This window comes from Burkholderia arboris (assembly GCF_038723655.1).
Classification (GTDB): domain Bacteria; phylum Pseudomonadota; class Gammaproteobacteria; order Burkholderiales; family Burkholderiaceae; genus Burkholderia; species Burkholderia arboris.
Window position 1 is genome coordinate 671,755 of record NZ_CP109822.1, and the last position, 15,789, is coordinate 687,543.

Annotated in this window: 14 protein-coding genes; 9 read left to right on the forward strand and 5 right to left on the reverse strand. The window is 67.3% G+C overall.

Annotated features, from left to right (window positions below; translation table 11 throughout):
* Positions 1-88 precede the first annotated feature (88 nt).
* The 4 genes from OHZ10_RS20250 (at position 89) to OHZ10_RS20265 (ending at position 4,468) form a co-directional block, all read left to right on the forward strand.
* On the forward strand, positions 89-679 hold the full coding sequence (locus OHZ10_RS20250; protein WP_342705647.1) for a class I SAM-dependent methyltransferase: 591 nt from the start codon (positions 89-91) through the stop codon (positions 677-679).
* A 154-nt stretch (positions 680-833) separates the two neighbouring features.
* Positions 834-2,267 (forward strand): alkaline phosphatase, encoded by a 1,434-nt coding sequence (locus OHZ10_RS20255; RefSeq protein WP_059237834.1) that lies wholly within the window; start codon positions 834-836, stop codon positions 2,265-2,267.
* Between the two features lie 32 nt (positions 2,268-2,299).
* Positions 2,300-3,691: an alkaline phosphatase gene (locus tag OHZ10_RS20260; RefSeq protein ID WP_059237833.1), complete on the forward strand. Its 1,392-nt coding sequence runs from the start codon at positions 2,300-2,302 to the stop codon at positions 3,689-3,691.
* Between the two features lie 33 nt (positions 3,692-3,724).
* Positions 3,725-4,468 (forward strand): hypothetical protein, encoded by a 744-nt coding sequence (locus tag OHZ10_RS20265; protein WP_342705648.1) that lies wholly within the window; start codon positions 3,725-3,727, stop codon positions 4,466-4,468.
* A 103-nt stretch (positions 4,469-4,571) separates the two neighbouring features.
* Here OHZ10_RS20265 and OHZ10_RS20270 read toward each other — a convergent pair whose 3' ends face one another.
* The 3 genes from OHZ10_RS20270 to OHZ10_RS20280 all read right to left on the reverse strand — a co-directional run bounded on the left by OHZ10_RS20270 (position 4,572) and on the right by OHZ10_RS20280 (position 7,996).
* Positions 4,572-5,711 carry an acyltransferase gene (locus OHZ10_RS20270; protein WP_342705649.1) on the reverse strand — a complete coding sequence of 380 codons (1,140 nt, stop codon included), beginning with the start codon at positions 5,709-5,711 and terminating at the stop codon, positions 4,572-4,574.
* On the reverse strand, positions 5,708-6,517 hold the full coding sequence (gene blaOXA / locus OHZ10_RS20275) for an OXA-1043 family class D beta-lactamase (RefSeq protein ID WP_342705650.1): 810 nt from the start codon (positions 6,515-6,517) through the stop codon (positions 5,708-5,710). Before blaOXA ends, OHZ10_RS20270 begins: the two co-directional genes overlap by 4 nt.
* A 327-nt stretch (positions 6,518-6,844) precedes the next feature.
* Positions 6,845-7,996, reverse strand: coding sequence for a porin (locus tag OHZ10_RS20280; RefSeq protein ID WP_011356436.1), 1,152 nt, complete (start codon positions 7,994-7,996; stop codon positions 6,845-6,847).
* 563 nt (positions 7,997-8,559) lie between these two features.
* Here OHZ10_RS20280 and OHZ10_RS20285 point away from each other — a divergent pair.
* The 3 genes from OHZ10_RS20285 to OHZ10_RS20295 all read left to right on the forward strand — a co-directional run bounded on the left by OHZ10_RS20285 (position 8,560) and on the right by OHZ10_RS20295 (position 11,475).
* Entirely contained in the window at positions 8,560-9,597 is a 1,038-nt protein-coding gene (locus OHZ10_RS20285) for an ABC transporter substrate-binding protein (RefSeq protein WP_059237830.1), read from the forward strand.
* A 76-nt stretch (positions 9,598-9,673) separates the two neighbouring features.
* Entirely contained in the window at positions 9,674-10,639 is a 966-nt protein-coding gene (locus tag OHZ10_RS20290) for a proline/glycine betaine ABC transporter permease (protein WP_342705651.1), read from the forward strand.
* Positions 10,640-10,653: 14 nt separating this feature from the next.
* Positions 10,654-11,475 (forward strand): quaternary amine ABC transporter ATP-binding protein, encoded by an 822-nt coding sequence (locus tag OHZ10_RS20295; protein ID WP_059237828.1) that lies wholly within the window; start codon positions 10,654-10,656, stop codon positions 11,473-11,475.
* A 33-nt stretch (positions 11,476-11,508) separates the two neighbouring features.
* Here the strand turns inward: OHZ10_RS20295 and OHZ10_RS20300 are convergent, their stop codons facing one another.
* On the reverse strand, positions 11,509-12,540 hold the full coding sequence (locus tag OHZ10_RS20300) for an NAD(P)H-quinone oxidoreductase (protein WP_059237827.1): 1,032 nt from the start codon (positions 12,538-12,540) through the stop codon (positions 11,509-11,511).
* Positions 12,541-12,660: 120 nt separating this feature from the next.
* On the opposite strand from OHZ10_RS20300, the gene OHZ10_RS20305 reads away from it, so the two are divergent.
* Positions 12,661-13,554, forward strand: a complete 894-nt coding sequence (locus tag OHZ10_RS20305) for a LysR family transcriptional regulator (RefSeq protein ID WP_256086872.1) — start codon at positions 12,661-12,663, stop codon at positions 13,552-13,554.
* A 154-nt stretch (positions 13,555-13,708) separates the two neighbouring features.
* Positions 13,709-14,008 (forward strand): barstar family protein, encoded by a 300-nt coding sequence (locus OHZ10_RS20310; RefSeq protein WP_059237825.1) that lies wholly within the window; start codon positions 13,709-13,711, stop codon positions 14,006-14,008.
* Positions 14,009-14,112: 104 nt separating this feature from the next.
* On the opposite strand, the gene OHZ10_RS20315 is transcribed toward OHZ10_RS20310, so the two are convergent.
* The gene (locus tag OHZ10_RS20315; protein WP_059237824.1) at positions 14,113-15,780 is read right to left on the reverse strand and encodes a GMC family oxidoreductase; all 1,668 of its coding nucleotides are present in this window, start codon (positions 15,778-15,780) and stop codon (positions 14,113-14,115) included.
* Positions 15,781-15,789: the final 9 nt, after the last annotated feature.

Consider the following 15,789-nt stretch of genomic DNA (forward strand, 5'->3'; position numbering starts at 1 on the left):
GCATGCCAAAGCCCCGTGTCGCCGTAGCCCTGTTCCATCAAGTCTTCGGCACGTCGCCGCGGGCGGCGCAACTGCTCAAGGGCTGCCCATGATGTGGCCGAATGCGTGGCGTGTCTCGGCACTGTTCGTGCGCGAGTGGGTCGGCCGTCCGGCCGCGGTGGGCGCGTTGTGCCCGAGTTCGCGGCACCTGGCGCGCGAGATGGCCGATGCGGTGCCGGACGGCGACGGGCTGGTCGTCGAGCTTGGCGGCGGCACCGGCGCGATCACCGCGGCGTTGCTCGAACGCGGCGTCGCGCCACGGCGCCTCGTCGTGGTCGAGCGTTCGCCGGCGTTCGTGCAGCACCTGCGACGACGCTTTCCCGGCATCTCGATCGTATCGGGCGATGCGCGGCAGCTCGAGCGGCTGTTGCCGCCCGATGCGCGCGTCGATGCGATCGTGTCGTGCCTGCCGTTGCGCACGCTGCCGCGCGAGGCCGTGACGGCGATCGTCGATCAATGTCGTCGCGTGCTGTCGGCTGACGGCGTGATGATTCAGTTCACGTACGATCTGCGGCCGCCCGGCCGTCATCCGCTCGGCGATTCGGCATTCGTTGTCCGCGGCAGCCGGATCGTCTGGGCAAATATTCCGCCTGCGCGCATCGTGACCGTGCGCAGCGCCGCCGCCGAACACGCGGAGTGACGCGGCCACGCGCGGGGCATCCGGACGCGGCGGCCTGCCGCATCCTTTCATAAGTCATACCGATCCTTCCAATTTCCATTCATCGTGCCGTCACATCAGGTTCCTACCATCGCCTTTCATTTCGAAAGCATCAACGGCGGGGAGAACCGGCAACATGAATCGAATCAAAATGGCGGCGCTGCTGTGTGCCGGCGCCTTTGCGCTGGCCGGCTGCGGCAGCGACGACGGCCCGACCAGCTCGACGCCCGCCCCCGTGAAGGCAGCGGCGCGCAACGTGATCTTCTTCCTCGGCGACGGGATGGGGATGACGACGCTGACGGCCGCGCGCATCTACGGTGTCGGTGAAGACGGCGCGCTCACGATCGACACGCTGCCGGAAACCGCGTTCATCAAGACGTATTCGAACGACGCACAGGTGACGGACAGCGCGCCGTCGATGTCGGCGTACATGACCGGCGTCAAGACCAACAACGAAGTGATCTCGATGTCGCCCGACACGAAGGCGATCGAGCCGAGCGCCGGCCTCACCGGCAACTGCGGCGCGAACAACGGCAAGTCGGTGTCGACGCTGCTCGAAATCGCGAAGGCGAAGGGGATGGCCACCGGCGTCGTGACGACCACGCGCGTCACGCACGCGACGCCTGCTGCAACCTACGCGCACGTGTGCCATCGCGATGCCGAGAACGACATCGCCGCGCAGCTCGTGCCGGGCGGCGCGGGCTACAACGGCGCGCTGGGCGACGGCGTCGACGTCGTGCTCGGCGGCGGCACGCAGTTCTTCGTGCCGAAGGACGGCGGCGGCAAGCGCACCGACGGCCGCCACCTGGTCAACGAACTGAAGGCGAAGGGCTATGCGGTCGCGCAGAACCGCGACGACCTGCTGGCCGCCGATGCGACGAAGAGCGGCAAGCTGGTCGGCCTGTTCTCGTCGAGCCACATGAGCTACGACCTCGATCGCGGCGCGACCAAGGAACCGAGCCTCACCGACATGGCGACGCGCGCGCTCGACGTGCTGCAGAGCAACCCGAACGGCTATTTCCTGATGGTCGAGGGCGGCCGGATCGATCACGCGCTGCACGACACCAATGCGAAGCGCGCGCTGCAGGACACGGTCGCGTTCGACAACGCGATCAAGGCGACGCTCGACAAGGTCCGCAAGACCGATCCCGACCTGAAGAACACGCTGATCGTCGTCACGGCCGATCACGACCACACGCTGGTGCTGAACGGCTATGCGGCGCGCACGGGCAAGACCGAAGCGGGCAAGCCCGGCGTGCTGGGCGTGCTGCGCAGCTACCAGACGGGCGCGATCGCGAAGGACGCGGACGGCGCGCCGTACACGATCATCGGCTTCGGCAACGGCGAGAACCGCGTGCAGGGCAGCCGCGCGGGCACCGCGCTCACCGATGCGGTGACGGGCGCCGACGACTATCGCCAGGAGGCGGTCGTGCGGATGGACAAGGGCAACGAGACGCACGGCGGCACCGATGTGTTCCTCGGTGCGATCGGTCGCGGCGCGGATGCGTTCCACGGCGTGATCGAGAACAACAAGGTGTTCGAGCTGGTGCGCAACGCGGTGCAGCTTTGAGCGCCGACAACACGGGTACAGGGGAATACAGGATGTCGACCATCAAGTGCATCGCGGCGGCGCTGGCCGTCGCGGGTTTCGCGTGCGGCGCGGCGCAGGCCGCCGGCCAGGCGAAGAACGTGATTTTCTTTCTCGGCGACGGCATGGGGCCGACGACCGTGACGGCGAGCCGGATCTACAAGGTCGGCGAGTCGGGACAACTGACGATGGAGAAGCTGGCGCGCACCGCGCGCGTCAAGACCTTCTCGAACGACGCGCAGACGACCGACAGCGCGCCGTCGATGGCCGCGTACATGACCGGCGTAAAGATGAACAACGAAGTGCTGTCGATGTCGTCCGACACGCGCGCCGTGGCGCCCGGCAACGACGCCAATGGCAACAAGACCGTCAACAACTGCGCGCCGGGCAACGGCCAGCCGGTGTCGACGCTGCTGGAACTGGCGAAGGCACGCGGCAAGGCGGTCGGCGCGATCACGACGACCGAGCTCACGCATGCGACGCCGGCCGCGACCTATTCGCACATCTGCCATCGCGATGCGCAGTACGACATCGCTGCGCAGGCGGCACCGGGCGGCGCCGGCTACAACGCGGCGCTCGGCGACGGCGTCGACGTGCTGATGGGCGGCGGCCGCAACCACTGGACGCCGTTCGATTCGGTGTCGAACAAGCGCGGGCGCGCGGACGGGCGCAACCTGCTCAACGAGATGAAGGCAAAGGGCTACACGGTTGTTGCCACCAAGGATCAGCTCGCGCAAGCCGGCAACGGCAAGCTGGTGGGCCTTTTCAGCTCGACGAGCCATCTCGAGTACGAACTCGACCGTGTCGCGGGCAAGGGCGAAGGGCCGACGCAGCCGAGCCTGGCCGACATGACGTCGAAGGCGATCGACGTGCTGTCGAAGAATTCGAACGGCTATTTCCTGATGGTCGAAGGCGGCCGGATCGATCACGCGCTGCACGGGACCAACGCGAAGCGCGCGCTCGAGGATACGGCGGCGTTCGACGAAGCGATCCGCGTCGCGCTGTCGAAGGTCGACCTGTCGAATACGCTGATCGTCGTGACGGCCGACCACGACCACACGATGACGATCAACGGCTATTCGAAGCGCGGCAATCCGATTCTCGACATCAGCCGCAATTATCGCGACGGCCAGCCGAGCAAGGATGCCGACGGCAATACCTACACGACGCTGGTGTTCGGCAACGGCGCGAACCGGCCGAACGTGCGTACGTCGGTCGATTCGGCCACCGCGATGAACGAGGCGTATCTGCAGGAAGTGGGCGTGCGAATGGGCAGCGCGGGTTCGGAGACGCATGGCGGCGGCGACGTGATGCTGTTTGCCGACGGCGCGGATGCGAAGGCGTTCAAGGGCACGATCGACAACACGAAGGTGTTCGGTCTCGTCCGTTCGGCGTTCGGTTTCTGAGCCTGGTGATTGCATGACGAACGGGAACGCCCGATGAAACGTCAGATCCTCTGTGCGCTCGCCTGCGGGATGGCTGCACTGCCGGCTTTTGCAGCGGCGGACCTCGACGCCGTGCTGCTGCACGAGAGCCGCACGGTCACGGCCGACGGCGTGACACGCACGACGCTGTATCGCGAACGGATGGTGCGGCGCGACGGGCACGTATGGGTCGAGCGCGTGCTGCCCGCCGCGGCGGCCGGCGGCGGTCATGGCGACGATCACGACCATGACCACGACCATGACGCGGGCCGCCGCACCGGCGTGCAGCCGGCTGCGGCACACGCCGGGCACAAGCACTTCAACTTCCAGGCGGCCGCGCGGCACGTCACGTACGACGGCAAGGCGGCGCGCATCGAGTACGTCGATGCAACGAACCGGACGGTCGTCAGCGTGCCGCCGGCCGAGTACGAAACCACGGGCTTCGACGGCTCGTGGGACAACGCGTATTACGTGACGCCGCCTTCGCAGCTGAAGCGGCTCGCGGTCGCCAGGCGCGGCGACGCGCCCGGTACGCTCTGGTACGAGCAGGCCGTCGATACGCCCGGCGCGCGTGGGGTGAACCGGATCCTGTGGAGCGAGCGGCTGCAGGCGCCGCTGTCGGTCGAATACCGGAGTGCCGATGGGCGCGTCATGCGCAAGCTGACGCTGACCCCGGCGGCGGCCGTGCGGCGCGAGACGTTGCCGTGGCAGACGCTCGCCGGTTATTCGCGCAAGGAATACGCGGACTATCTCGATTGATCGAAGTGTCGTAGGCGGGGCTTGCGGTCAGGCAGGCCGTATCGTTGCGCGATACGGTCGGGTCCTGGCCGATTTTTCTTTCCTCGCCGACGTGCGCGGGAAGCTACACGCGCGCGCTGTCCGTCACTTGCACCGCAGGCCGTAACGCGACCCGCTTGATCAAGCGGTCGAGCGGGGTCGCATAGCCGCGCGCGATGATCGCGCTCAATCCGGCCGACAGCACCAGATACGCGACGAGCAACGCCAGCTTGCCGTCGCCATGCATCGCCGAAGGCGGCCAGAACGTGCGCAGCGCACCGAGCACGATCAGGTGGAACAGGTACAGCTCGTAACTGAGCCGGCCGCTCCAGCGCAGCGGTGCGAGCATGCGGCCGTGCGTGCGTTCGCGCTCCGCATGCGCGCCGATCAGCAGCACGGCCGTGCCGAGCGCCATCGCGGAGACGCCGGGCACATGGCTTTCGGCGATCGGCCATGCGAGATACAGCACCACCATCGACGTTGCCGTAATCCATTGCACCGGCGCTGCCGCGAGCGCCTGCCAGCGTGCGCGTTCGGCCAGCAGCGCGGTGCAGCAGCCGATCGCGATGCCGTCGAAGCACGCAAAGTACGCGTAGAGGAAGCCGCCTTCGTCGCCTGGATGCGTGTAGCGGTACACGGGACCGATCGCGGCGATCAGCAGCCAGAACGCGCACAGCCGCGCGTCGCGGCGCAGCGCGATGCACAGCAGCGGGAACGACAGGTAGAACACCTCCTCGACCGACAGCGACCACAACACGCCGAGCGCGTAGTTGACCCATCCGTAGGTGCCGATCAGCACGTTCATCCAGAACGTGAGCGACGCGAGATTCACGAGCCAGTACGACACGGCGACGCCCTGCGGCGCATGGTTCGTGAAGATCGGCACGCCGGCCGCCGCGAGGCCGTTGACGAGCGCGAGCAACAGAAGCAGGCACGGGACGATGCGTGCGATACGCGACACGTAGAACGCGCGTACGTCGAGTGCGCCGAGGCTGCCCCAGCGGCGGCGCGCGTTCGACGTGATCAGGTAGCCCGAGATCGCGAAGAACATCGTCACGCCGTAGTTGCCGTTGCGCACGATTGCGTGGAGCGTGTCCCAGCCGAGCACGCGCGCGAGCGCGGTGTCGCGCAGCGAGTACGCGATGTTGAAGTGATGCAGCAGGACGAGCAGGATCGACACGCCGCGCAGCAGGTCGATGCGGGCGTTGCGCGGTCCGGTGCTCATTGCGGCTGGCCCGGCTCGGCGAGCGCCGGCAGCGCCGCGAGGAACGTGTCGCGCGAGCGCAGGCCGGCATTCGGCGTCTGCCGCTTGTCGTCCTGGATCAGGTTCGCGAACACCAGCGTGCGCGGCCCCTTCGTCGCCCAGCCGACGAACCAGCCATACGCGTGCGCGCCGTCGTACTTGAGGCCCGGCGAGCCGGTGCCGGTCTTGCCGTGCACGGTCCAGCCGCCCGGGTGCGCGTCGATCAGCGTGATGCGCTCGGTCATGTCGTACGCATGCGCGCTGACGGGCAGCGTGCGGCGCACGATCTTGCGCATGAACGCAACCTGTTCGAGCGGCGAGATCCGCAGCGACGAGTTGGCCCATGCGCCCATCACGCCGCTCAGTTCGCCCTGCTTGCTGGTCACGTCGGCGTTGCCGTAGCCGAACGCGCTCGTGTACTGCTGGAAGCGTGCCTGCCCGAGCGCCTGCGCGACCTGCTCCGAATACCAGAAGATCGACAGCTTCATCCAGCGGGCCGGGTCGGTCGGCTCGCGCCACGGCGCACCGCCCCAGTCGGGGTAGCCGGCGTGGAAGTCGAGCGTGGGCGTGTGCTCGTCCTTCAGCACGCCGGCGTCGAAGCCCATCAGGCTGATCGCGACCTTGAACGTCGATGCGGACGTCACGCGGGCCGCGCAGTCGCCTTGCTGCACGAGCACCTGGCCGGTGGCGGCGTCGGCGACGACGGTGCAGACCGGATGGGCGTGAGAGGACGCGGCGGCCAGGAGGCCGGCGGCGAAGGTGAACAGCGCGCGGCGCCAGGGCTTCAAGTGACACTCCTCGGGGATGGGCAGCAGGCGCACGGCGCGGGCGAAAGGCGGCAGGCCGTGCGCAAGGAAGGCGACGGCCGGCATCGAGGAAGGCGGGGATGGCGGCCGTTGCGCAGGCCCACAGTGTATCGACGGATCGTCGTTCGTTGACCTGTCACGGTTGACGGGGCAATTGCGTGCCCGTTACCCGTTGGCGGCGGCAATGGCCCGTCGCGCGTGGCGGCGCGCATGAAAAAGCCCGCCGGCAGGCTGGCGCCTGCGGGCGGGCGAAGACACCTCGAGCCGATCGGCGCGGGTGTCGCGTGAAGAACGGAGCGCCGGGTTGCGTCAGAACTTGTGGCGCAGCGCGAGCCGCACGGCCACCTGGTTCGACGTCGACGACGGCGCGTCGGTGCCGGGGATGAACGCGTTGTCGAGGATCGAGTTCGTCTTGTCGCCGGCGATGTGCTGGTACGCGGCCTGCACGTACACGTCGGTGCGCTTCGACAGGTTGTAGTCGGCCATCAGCCCGACCGAGTGGATCTTCGGCTTCGCGTCGCCGGTCGATGCGTCGTATTTCTCGAGCGACAGCACGTACTGTGCGCCGACCATGAACGCCGGCGTGATCTGGTACGAACCGTTCACCTCGAAGTTCTGGTACTTGATCGCGCTGACCGTCGCGCCCGGTGCGATGATCGCGCCCGGCGTGCCGAGGTAGCCGTTGCCGGTCGGGTTCTTGTAGTTCGAGTTCGTGTACGCGAAACCGACCGTCGCGGGCCCGAACGTGTAGTTGATGCCCGCGCCGAACACGCGCATGCGCTCGGCGATGTAGCTCGCGTCGTTCGCGGTGATCGCGCCGGCCGAACCGTCGCCCGGATGGTTCGCCTGCAGGTACGCGGCGCCGATCAGCAGGCCGTTGTTCTGGTATTGCGCGCCGAAGCTGTACGCGCGGTTGTCCGAGAAGTTCGTGCTGTTGCTGAAGCTGTACGCGCCGCCGAACTGGAAGCCGCCGAAGTTCGGGCTCGCGTACTTCACCGTGTTGTCGAGGCGGAACGAGTTGTCGGTGTTGTCGTTGTCGAACGGGTGCGCAAGCAGGTAGCCGCCCCAGTTGCCGTTGGCCGTGGTCGGCGCGAGATAGTCGACCACGGAATCGTACTGGCGGCCGAACGTCAGCGTGCCGTACTGCGTCTGGCTCAGGCCGACGTACGCCTGGCGGCCGAACATGCGGCCGCCCTGGTTGAGCCGGCCGGTGTTCACGTCGAAGCCGTTCTCGAGCTGGAAGATCGCCTTCATGCCGCCGCCGAGATCCTCGCTGCCTTTCAGGCCCCAGCGGCTGCCTTGCGCGTAGCCGCTCGCCATCTCGTAGACGTGGCCGGTGCCGACGTTGTTCGTGTAGTTCAGGCCTTCGTCGATCACGCCGTACAGCGTGACGCTGCTTTGCGCGAACACGGGGGCTGCGAAGGTTGCCGTTACGGCGAGCGCCGTCAGGGTCTTTTTCATTGAGAGATCTCCGGGATATCCAGCTTCTTGTATCGGTTGTCGTGAGCGCGTCCGGCGAGGCGCGCCCCGTCATCCGGGGCGTTTCCGGCGCAGCGCGCGCGGCGCCGGAAACGCGCAATGCGCGGCGCCGCGGCGACCGGCTGTGACGGGTCGTGTCTCCTCCGATGACACCGCGCATTCTTCCGAAGCCGAAAAGGAATCGAAAGCGAGTAATTTCGATGGATGGGATCGGGTTCGCCAATGGGGGCGCGACAGCTCGTTTCGACAGTCGAAACGGTGTGCGCGGCGCGGTGGTTCAAGGCTGGCCGGGCCAGCGCCACGACGCGGTCCGGGCAGGGGCTTGCGCCTCCCGGAATCCCGGCCGAAGCCCGTCCAGCCTGCCTGGCAGGGCGCCCGGCGATCGATTGGCGCAGCCGATTGCACTGATCGGAATTACTCGTTTCCCTAAACAAATTGGCGACGGAAACATGCAGGCTGACCGGACGTGGCGGGATGCACGATTCGCCGGTCGCCGCGCATGCCGCGACGCACAAACAACAGATTCGATTTGGAGACGACCCACCATGCAGATTCGACGACTGAAAACGGTCCTTCTCGCCGCCGCGGCGATTCTTTCCGCGCCCGCGGCGCACGCGGCCGGCGGCGCGTGCGCCGACGGCAAGACGGTCCATTTCGCAGGCATCACGTGGGAGAGCGGGTCGTTTGCGACCGAAGTGCTGCGGCAGATCATGGAGAAGGGCTACGGCTGCAAGACCGACGTCGTGCCGGGCAGCACGGCCGCGACCGAAACGGCGCTCGCGCGCAACGACCTGCAGATCTGGGCCGAGCAGTGGACGGGCCGCAGCGAGATCACCGCGAAGGCCGTCTCGTCGGGCGCAGTGAAGCTGATTGGCGACACGCTGCCGGGCGGCACGACCGAAGGCTGGTTCGTGCCCGACTACGTGTTGAAGGGCGATCCGGCGCGCAACATCAAGCCGGTCGCGCCCGGGCTCGTGTCGGTCGACGATCTGCCGAAGTTCAAGCAGGTGTTCGCCGACGAGGAGGAACCGGACAAGGGCCGTTTCCTGAACTGCCCGACGGGCTGGGACTGCGAGCGCGTGAACACGCGCCTGCTGAAGGTGCTGAAGCTCGATCAGTCGTACACGAACTTCCATCCGGGCACCGGCGCGGCCCTCGACGCGGCGATCGCGTCCGCGTACCAGCGCGGCGCGCCGATCGTGTTCTATTACTGGGGCCCGGCCGCGCTGATGGCGAAATACAAGTTCACCGCGCTGAAGATGCCGGCCTATAACGAAGCATGCTGGAAGACGTTGCGCGACGAGAGCAGCACGCACCAGTGCGCGTCGTCGTACATGGTGTCGCGGCTGACGGTCGGCGTGTCGAAGCCGTTCGCCGATGCGAACCCCGATCTCGTCGGCGTATTCGGCAAGGTGCGTTTCCCGATGGACTTCCTGAACCAGACGATCCTCGAGATGACGACGAAGAAGATCGATGGCGCGGCGATGGCCACGCAGTTCCTGAAGACCCGCCAGGACATGTGGAAGCAGTGGGTGCCGGCCGACGTCGCGCAGAAGATCGCCGGCAGCCTGAAGGGCGCGTAACCTGCGCGCGGCGGCGGGCTCGGGCTCGGGCTCGCCGCCGCCGTCACGCGCCTTCGCGGCGCGACGGAGAATCAACATGAACGGCTTCTTTCTGCACCTGTCGATCGCCGACTGGGTGAACAGCGCGCTCGAGACGTTCGTCGCGCAATACGGCGACAGCTTCCATCACTTCAGCGTGCTCGTGTTGCGCTACCTGCTCGTGCCGCTCGAAGGCGCGCTGCGCGTGGCGCCGCCGTGGCTCGTGCTGCTGGTCGTCGGCGCCATCGCGTGGAACGCGACGCGCCGTATCGGCCTCGGCGCGCTCTTCATGCTGCTGCTCTACGCGATCGGCTGCTTCGGCCTGTGGGACAAGCTGATGCAGACGCTCGCGCTGATGCTCGTCGCGACGGTGCTGTCGGTCGCGATCGGCGTGCCGGTCGGCATCCTCGCGTCGCGCAGCGCGTGGCTGCGCCGGATGCTGCTGCCCGTGCTCGACGTGATGCAGACGCTGCCGAGCTTCGTGTACCTGATCCCGGTGCTGATGCTGTTCGGTCTCGGCAAGGTGCCCGCGATTCTCGCGACGATCATCTACGCGCTGCCGCCGCTGATCCGCCTGACCGATCTCGGCATCCGCCAGGTCGATCCGGACGTGACGGAAGCCGCGCGTGCGTTCGGCACGACGCGCTGGCAATTGCTCGTCAACGTGCAGTTGCCGCTTGCGCGGCCGAGCATCATGGCCGGCATCAACCAGACGACGATGATGGCGCTGTCGATGGTCGTGATCGCGTCGATGATCGGCTCGCGCGGGCTCGGCGAGGACGTGCTCGCGGGCATCCAGACGCTCGATGTCGGCAAGGGCACGCAGGCCGGCCTCGCGATCGTGATCCTCGCGATCGTGATCGACCGGATCAGCCAGGGCTTCGGACAGGAGCGGCGCGCGCGCCGCAGGCTCGCGCAGCAGCGCCGGCAGAAGGGCGCATCGCGCGTGCCGTACCGGCAGCCGCGCAAGGCGCAGTCGGCGGGCGTCGATTCGAATCAGGCGACGCAATCGTCGCGCGCATAGGAACGGAGGCAGACATGACGACCATCGACGTCAAACACGTGTACAAGCTGTTCGGGCCGCAGGCCGCGCATGCGCGCGTGCTCGACCTGCTGCGCTCGGGCAAGCGCAAGGCCGACGTGCTGGCCGAAACGGGCTGCAACGTCGGGCTCAACGACGTGAGCCTCGGCATCGAGTCGGGCGAGATCTTCGTGATCATGGGGCTGTCGGGTTCCGGGAAATCGACGCTCGTGCGGCACTTCAACCGGCTGATCGAGCCGACGGCCGGCGAGATCGTGATCGACGGCAGCGACGTGATCAAGCTCGACGCGCACGGGCTGCGCGAGCTGCGCCGTTTCAAGGTCAGCATGGTGTTCCAGAACTTCGGGCTGCTGCCGCACCAGACCGTGCTCGACAACGCCGCGTATGCGTTGCGCACGCGCGGCGAGAAACGGCACGACGCGCTTGATGCCGCGCGCAACTGGCTGACGAAGGTCGGGCTCGACGGTTACGGCGATCATTACCCGGACGAGCTGTCGGGCGGGATGCGGCAGCGTGTCGGGCTGGCGCGCGCGCTGGCGGCCGATACCGACGTGCTGCTGATGGACGAGGCGTTCTCCGCGCTCGATCCGCTGATCCGCACCGAGATGCAGGATCAACTGCTCGAACTGCAGGCGACGCTGTCGAAGACGATCGTGTTCATCACGCACGATCTCGACGAAGCGTTGCGCATCGGCGACCGGATCGCGATCCTGCGTGACGGCACGCTTGTGCAGGTCGGCACGCCGGACGACATCCTGTCGCGCCCGGCGGACGATTACGTGCGTCGGTTCGTCGAGAAGCGCACGAGCGTGAACTGACGCGCGTCACGCCGCCCAGGCCGCGTACCGCGCTCACTGCGCGCGGTGCGCGGACGTCGTCAGTACGATCTTGCCGACGTGCACGCCGGAGTCGATCAGCACGTGCGCGCCGCGTGCGTCGTCGAGCGGGAAGGTGCGGAACACTTGCGGCCTGACCGTGCCCGCCGCGACGTGCGGCCACAGGTGCCGTTCGAGTTCGGCGATGAGCGCGCCCTTCTCCTCCGGCGTGCGCGAGCGCAGCGTCGAACCGATGTGCGTGAGGCGCTTGGTCATCATCGGCCACACGTCGAGTTCCTTCGCCGGCCCGTTGAGCGCGCTGACCTGCAGAATCCGCCCGTTCATCGCCGCCGCCCGGTAATTGCGCGCGACGTAGTCGCCCGCGATGATGTCGAGGATCACGTCCACGCCTTTGCCGGCGGTGATCCTGTCGACTTCGGCGACGAAATCTTCTTCCCGGTAGTGCACCGCGTGATCCGCGCCGAGCCGCAGGCTCGCGGCGCGATGCGCGTCCGAGCCGACCGTCGTGATGACGGTCGATGCGCCCATCGCCTTCGCGATCATCGTCGCGGTGGTGCCGATGCCCGACGCGCCGCCGTGAATCAGCACCGATTCGCCCGCCTGCAGCCGCCCGCGCTGGATCAGGTTCAGCCAGACCGTCAGGAACGTTTCCGGCATCGCCGCGGCTTCGATCATGTCGAGGCCGGGCGGCAGCTTCATCGTCGTGAGGTGATGGGCGACCGCGTATTCCGCATAGCCGCCGCCCGTCACCAGCGCGCTGACCCGGTCACCCGGCGCGAAGCCGTGCACGGCTTCGCCGGTCGCGACGACTTCGCCCGCGATTTCCAGGCCCAGGATGTCGGATGCGCCGGGCGGCGGGTTGTAGAGCCCCTTGCGTTGCAGCACGTCCGGGCCGTTTACGCCGGCGGCGTGAACCCGGATCAGCACTTCGTCGGCCTTCGGGCGCGGCACCGGGCGACGTGCGGTCGCGAGGACGTCGGGGCCGCCGGGCCGGGTGATTTCGACTGCCGCCATGTCGGCGGGAACGGGGGAAAGCGTATCGGACATGTTTGCCTCCAAAAGACAGGTGAGTGGTCGGTGAAAAAAGTATAGGCTTGGGCATTGATGAATTCGCGCAGCGATTTTCACAACCACCGATGCAAATTCGCATCACACCGGAGAAGCCGCTTGAACTGGGACGACGCACGGATCTTTCTCGCCATCCACCGGGAACGCAGCCTGCGCGGCGCCGCGCGGGCGGTCGGGCTCGACCAGGCGACGGTCGGCAGGCGGCTCGCGGCACTCGAGCGCGCGCTCGGCGCGACGCTGTTCCTGCGCACGTCGGCCGGGTATGTGCCGACCGCGGTGGGCGAGGTCGCGCTGCGCAACGTGGAGAAGATGGAGCAGTCGGCGATCGACCTGGTGCGGCAGACCCAGGGCGTCGACCGGCGCCTGGCGGGCGACGTGCGCGTGACGACGACCGATACGATCGGGCTCGAATTCGTGATGCGCGCGATGCGCGACCTGCACGACGAGCATCCGGACGTGCGCGTGCTGCTCAACACGTCGACGCAGGTGGAGAACCTGGCCAAGCGCGAGGCGGACATCGCGATCCGCACGATCAAGCCCGACAATCCCGATCTGCTCACGCGCCGGCTGGCCGCGTGGCCGACGGGGTTGTACGCGTCGGAGGAATACCTGGAGCGGCATGGCGAGCCGGTGCCCGGCACCGGCTTCGAAGGGCATGACCTCGTGTGCTTCCTGCCGCACCTGAATGCGCGCAGCCCGCTCACGGTGGTCGGCGAGCCGGTGCGCGCGGGGCGGATCGTGTCGGGGCTGAATTCGAATCTGATGTTGCGCGCGGCGGCGCGCGCCGGGCTCGGGCTCGCCGAACTCCCGGTGCCGATCGCGGAGCGCGACGCGCTGGTGCGCGTGTGGCCGGCACGTACGTCGGCGCGTCCTTACGAAGTCTGGATGGTGACGCACAAGGATTTGCGGCATACCGCGCGGATGAGCGCGATGATCGACCACATCGTGCGGGTGTTCGACGAGGTGGAGGGGCGGAGCGGGGCAGGGGATTGAGGGTGCATCGACGGATGAGGCGCGGCGCGCGTCGATGCATTGGAGATCGACGAGATCCGTGCGGCAGGCGCATCCGATTCCGCTGCGGGTGAACGGGCCTTTCGTGTCGTACGCCGAATGGTCGCAACGATTCTCAAGGGAGTGAGGGGGCTCGATGAATCGATTCAGTGTGGACGGAACAACGCTTTGCGACTGGAAGAAGTTTCACGACTACTTCGCGAGCGAATTCGGATTTCCGGGTTACTACGGCCGGAACATGGACGCATGGAACGATTGCATGAGCGACTATTGCTACGAGCACGGCATCGTGTCGCTGCGGATCGACGACGCGGAAGCGTTGAAGGATCGCAATCCGGAGATATTCGCCGCACTCGTCGCGTGCAGCGCGTTCATCAATTGGCGCGCGACGAAGGACGGCGGCGATCCGTTGATCGTCTTGTCGTATTGGGCGTAGTCGTGGCGTTGACGTTGCGTTGCGTTGCGTCGTGACGCCGATCGGCGGGCCGGCATGCAAGCGCATCGTGCGCGCCGGCCCGCATCGGCGAGAACGCAGCCGCCTCAATGCGGGACCGTTTCCCGTTCGCTTACCCGCACGGCAGACGCTTCGCCGTGCCTCGCATCCGCCAGAATCAGATCCGCGCCTTTCTCCGCGACCATCATCGTCGGCGCGTTGATGTTGCCCGACGTGATGTTCGGAAACACCGACGCATCGACGATCCGCAGCGCCTGCAACCCATGCACGCGCAGCGACGCATCGACCACCGAGGTCGCCGCGTCCGGTCCCATCGCGCACGAGCCGCACAGGTGGTAGATCGAACCCGACTGCTCGCGGAAATACTGCAGCATCGCGTCGTCGGAATCGACCTGCGGCCCCGGCGAGATTTCCTCGACGGTCATCGACTTCAGCGCCGGTGCGCGCATCAGTGCACGAATCACCTTGCTGCCCTGCACGGCCTCGTCGAGATCCTTCTGCGTGGTGAGCGCGTTGACGTGGATCTTCGCGGCATCTTCCGCGCGGTTGGACGCGATCTCGATCATGCCGCGGCTCGTCGGCCGGCACGGGTTGAACGCGATCAGGAAGCCCGAGTAAGGCTCGGGCTTGATGCTCGCGCGGTCGCTCTTCGGAATCCGGTACGACAGCGGGTTGAAGTAGAGCTGGAGGTTCGGCTCCTGCGCATCGGCCGTGCCGCGGAAGAAGCCGCCTGCCTGGTTCACGCTCATCGCGAGCGGGCCACGCTTCGTCAGCAGGTAGCGCAGCCCGATCTTCATCTTGCCGAGCAGGGTGCCCATCTCGTCGTTTAGCGTCGGCCGGTTCGCCTTGAAATAGAAGCTCACGCACAGGTGGTCCTGCAGGTTGCGGCCGACGGCCGGCAGCGCATGCACGAGCGGCACGCGCCGGCGCGCGAGCAGCGCCGGATCGCCGACGCCCGACAGTTGCAGCAGCTTCGGCGTATCGACCGCGCCGGCCGCGAGGATCACCTCGCGTGCTGCGACGAGCGTTTCGTCGCCTTGCTCGCCCGCGACGACCACACCGGTCGCGCGCGTGCCGTCGAACGTCACGCGCCGCACGAGCACGCCCGAGCGCAGCGTGAGATTCGAACGGCCCAGCGCGGGACGCAGGTACGCGAAGCTGCTGGAGCAGCGTTCGCCGTTCTTCGTGTTCAGGTCGTAGATGCCCGCGCCTTCGAACTGCGCGCCGTTGAAGTCGTCGGTGCGCGGCAGGTTCAGTTGCGCGCAACCCTTCAGGAACGCGTGGACGATCGGATGCACGTCGGCCTTCATCGACGTGATGTGGATCGGCCCCGTCGCACCGTGATGCTGCGGATCGGTCGCACCGGCCGCGTGGGTTTCGAGCTTGCGGAAGTACGGCAGCACGTCGTCGTACGCCCAGCCCGGATTGCCGGCGTTCGCCCAGTCGTCGTAGTCGCTGCGCTGGCCGCGCACGTAGACCATCGCGTTGATCGAGCCCGACCCGCCGACCACCTTGCCGCGCGGGCAGTACAGCTTGCGATCGGCGAGCTGCGCCTCGGGCTCGCTGTAGTACATCCAGTTGTAGCGGCGGTTGTAGTAGGTCTTCGTGAAGCCGACCGGCACCTTGAACCAGAACGACGCGTCGCGTTCGCCCGCTTCGAGCAGCAGCACCGAGTGCCGTCCCGATTCGCTCAGGCGGTTCGCGAGGATGCAGCCGGCCGAACCCGCGCCGACGATGATGTAGTCGTAGCTCATGTCTGTCCT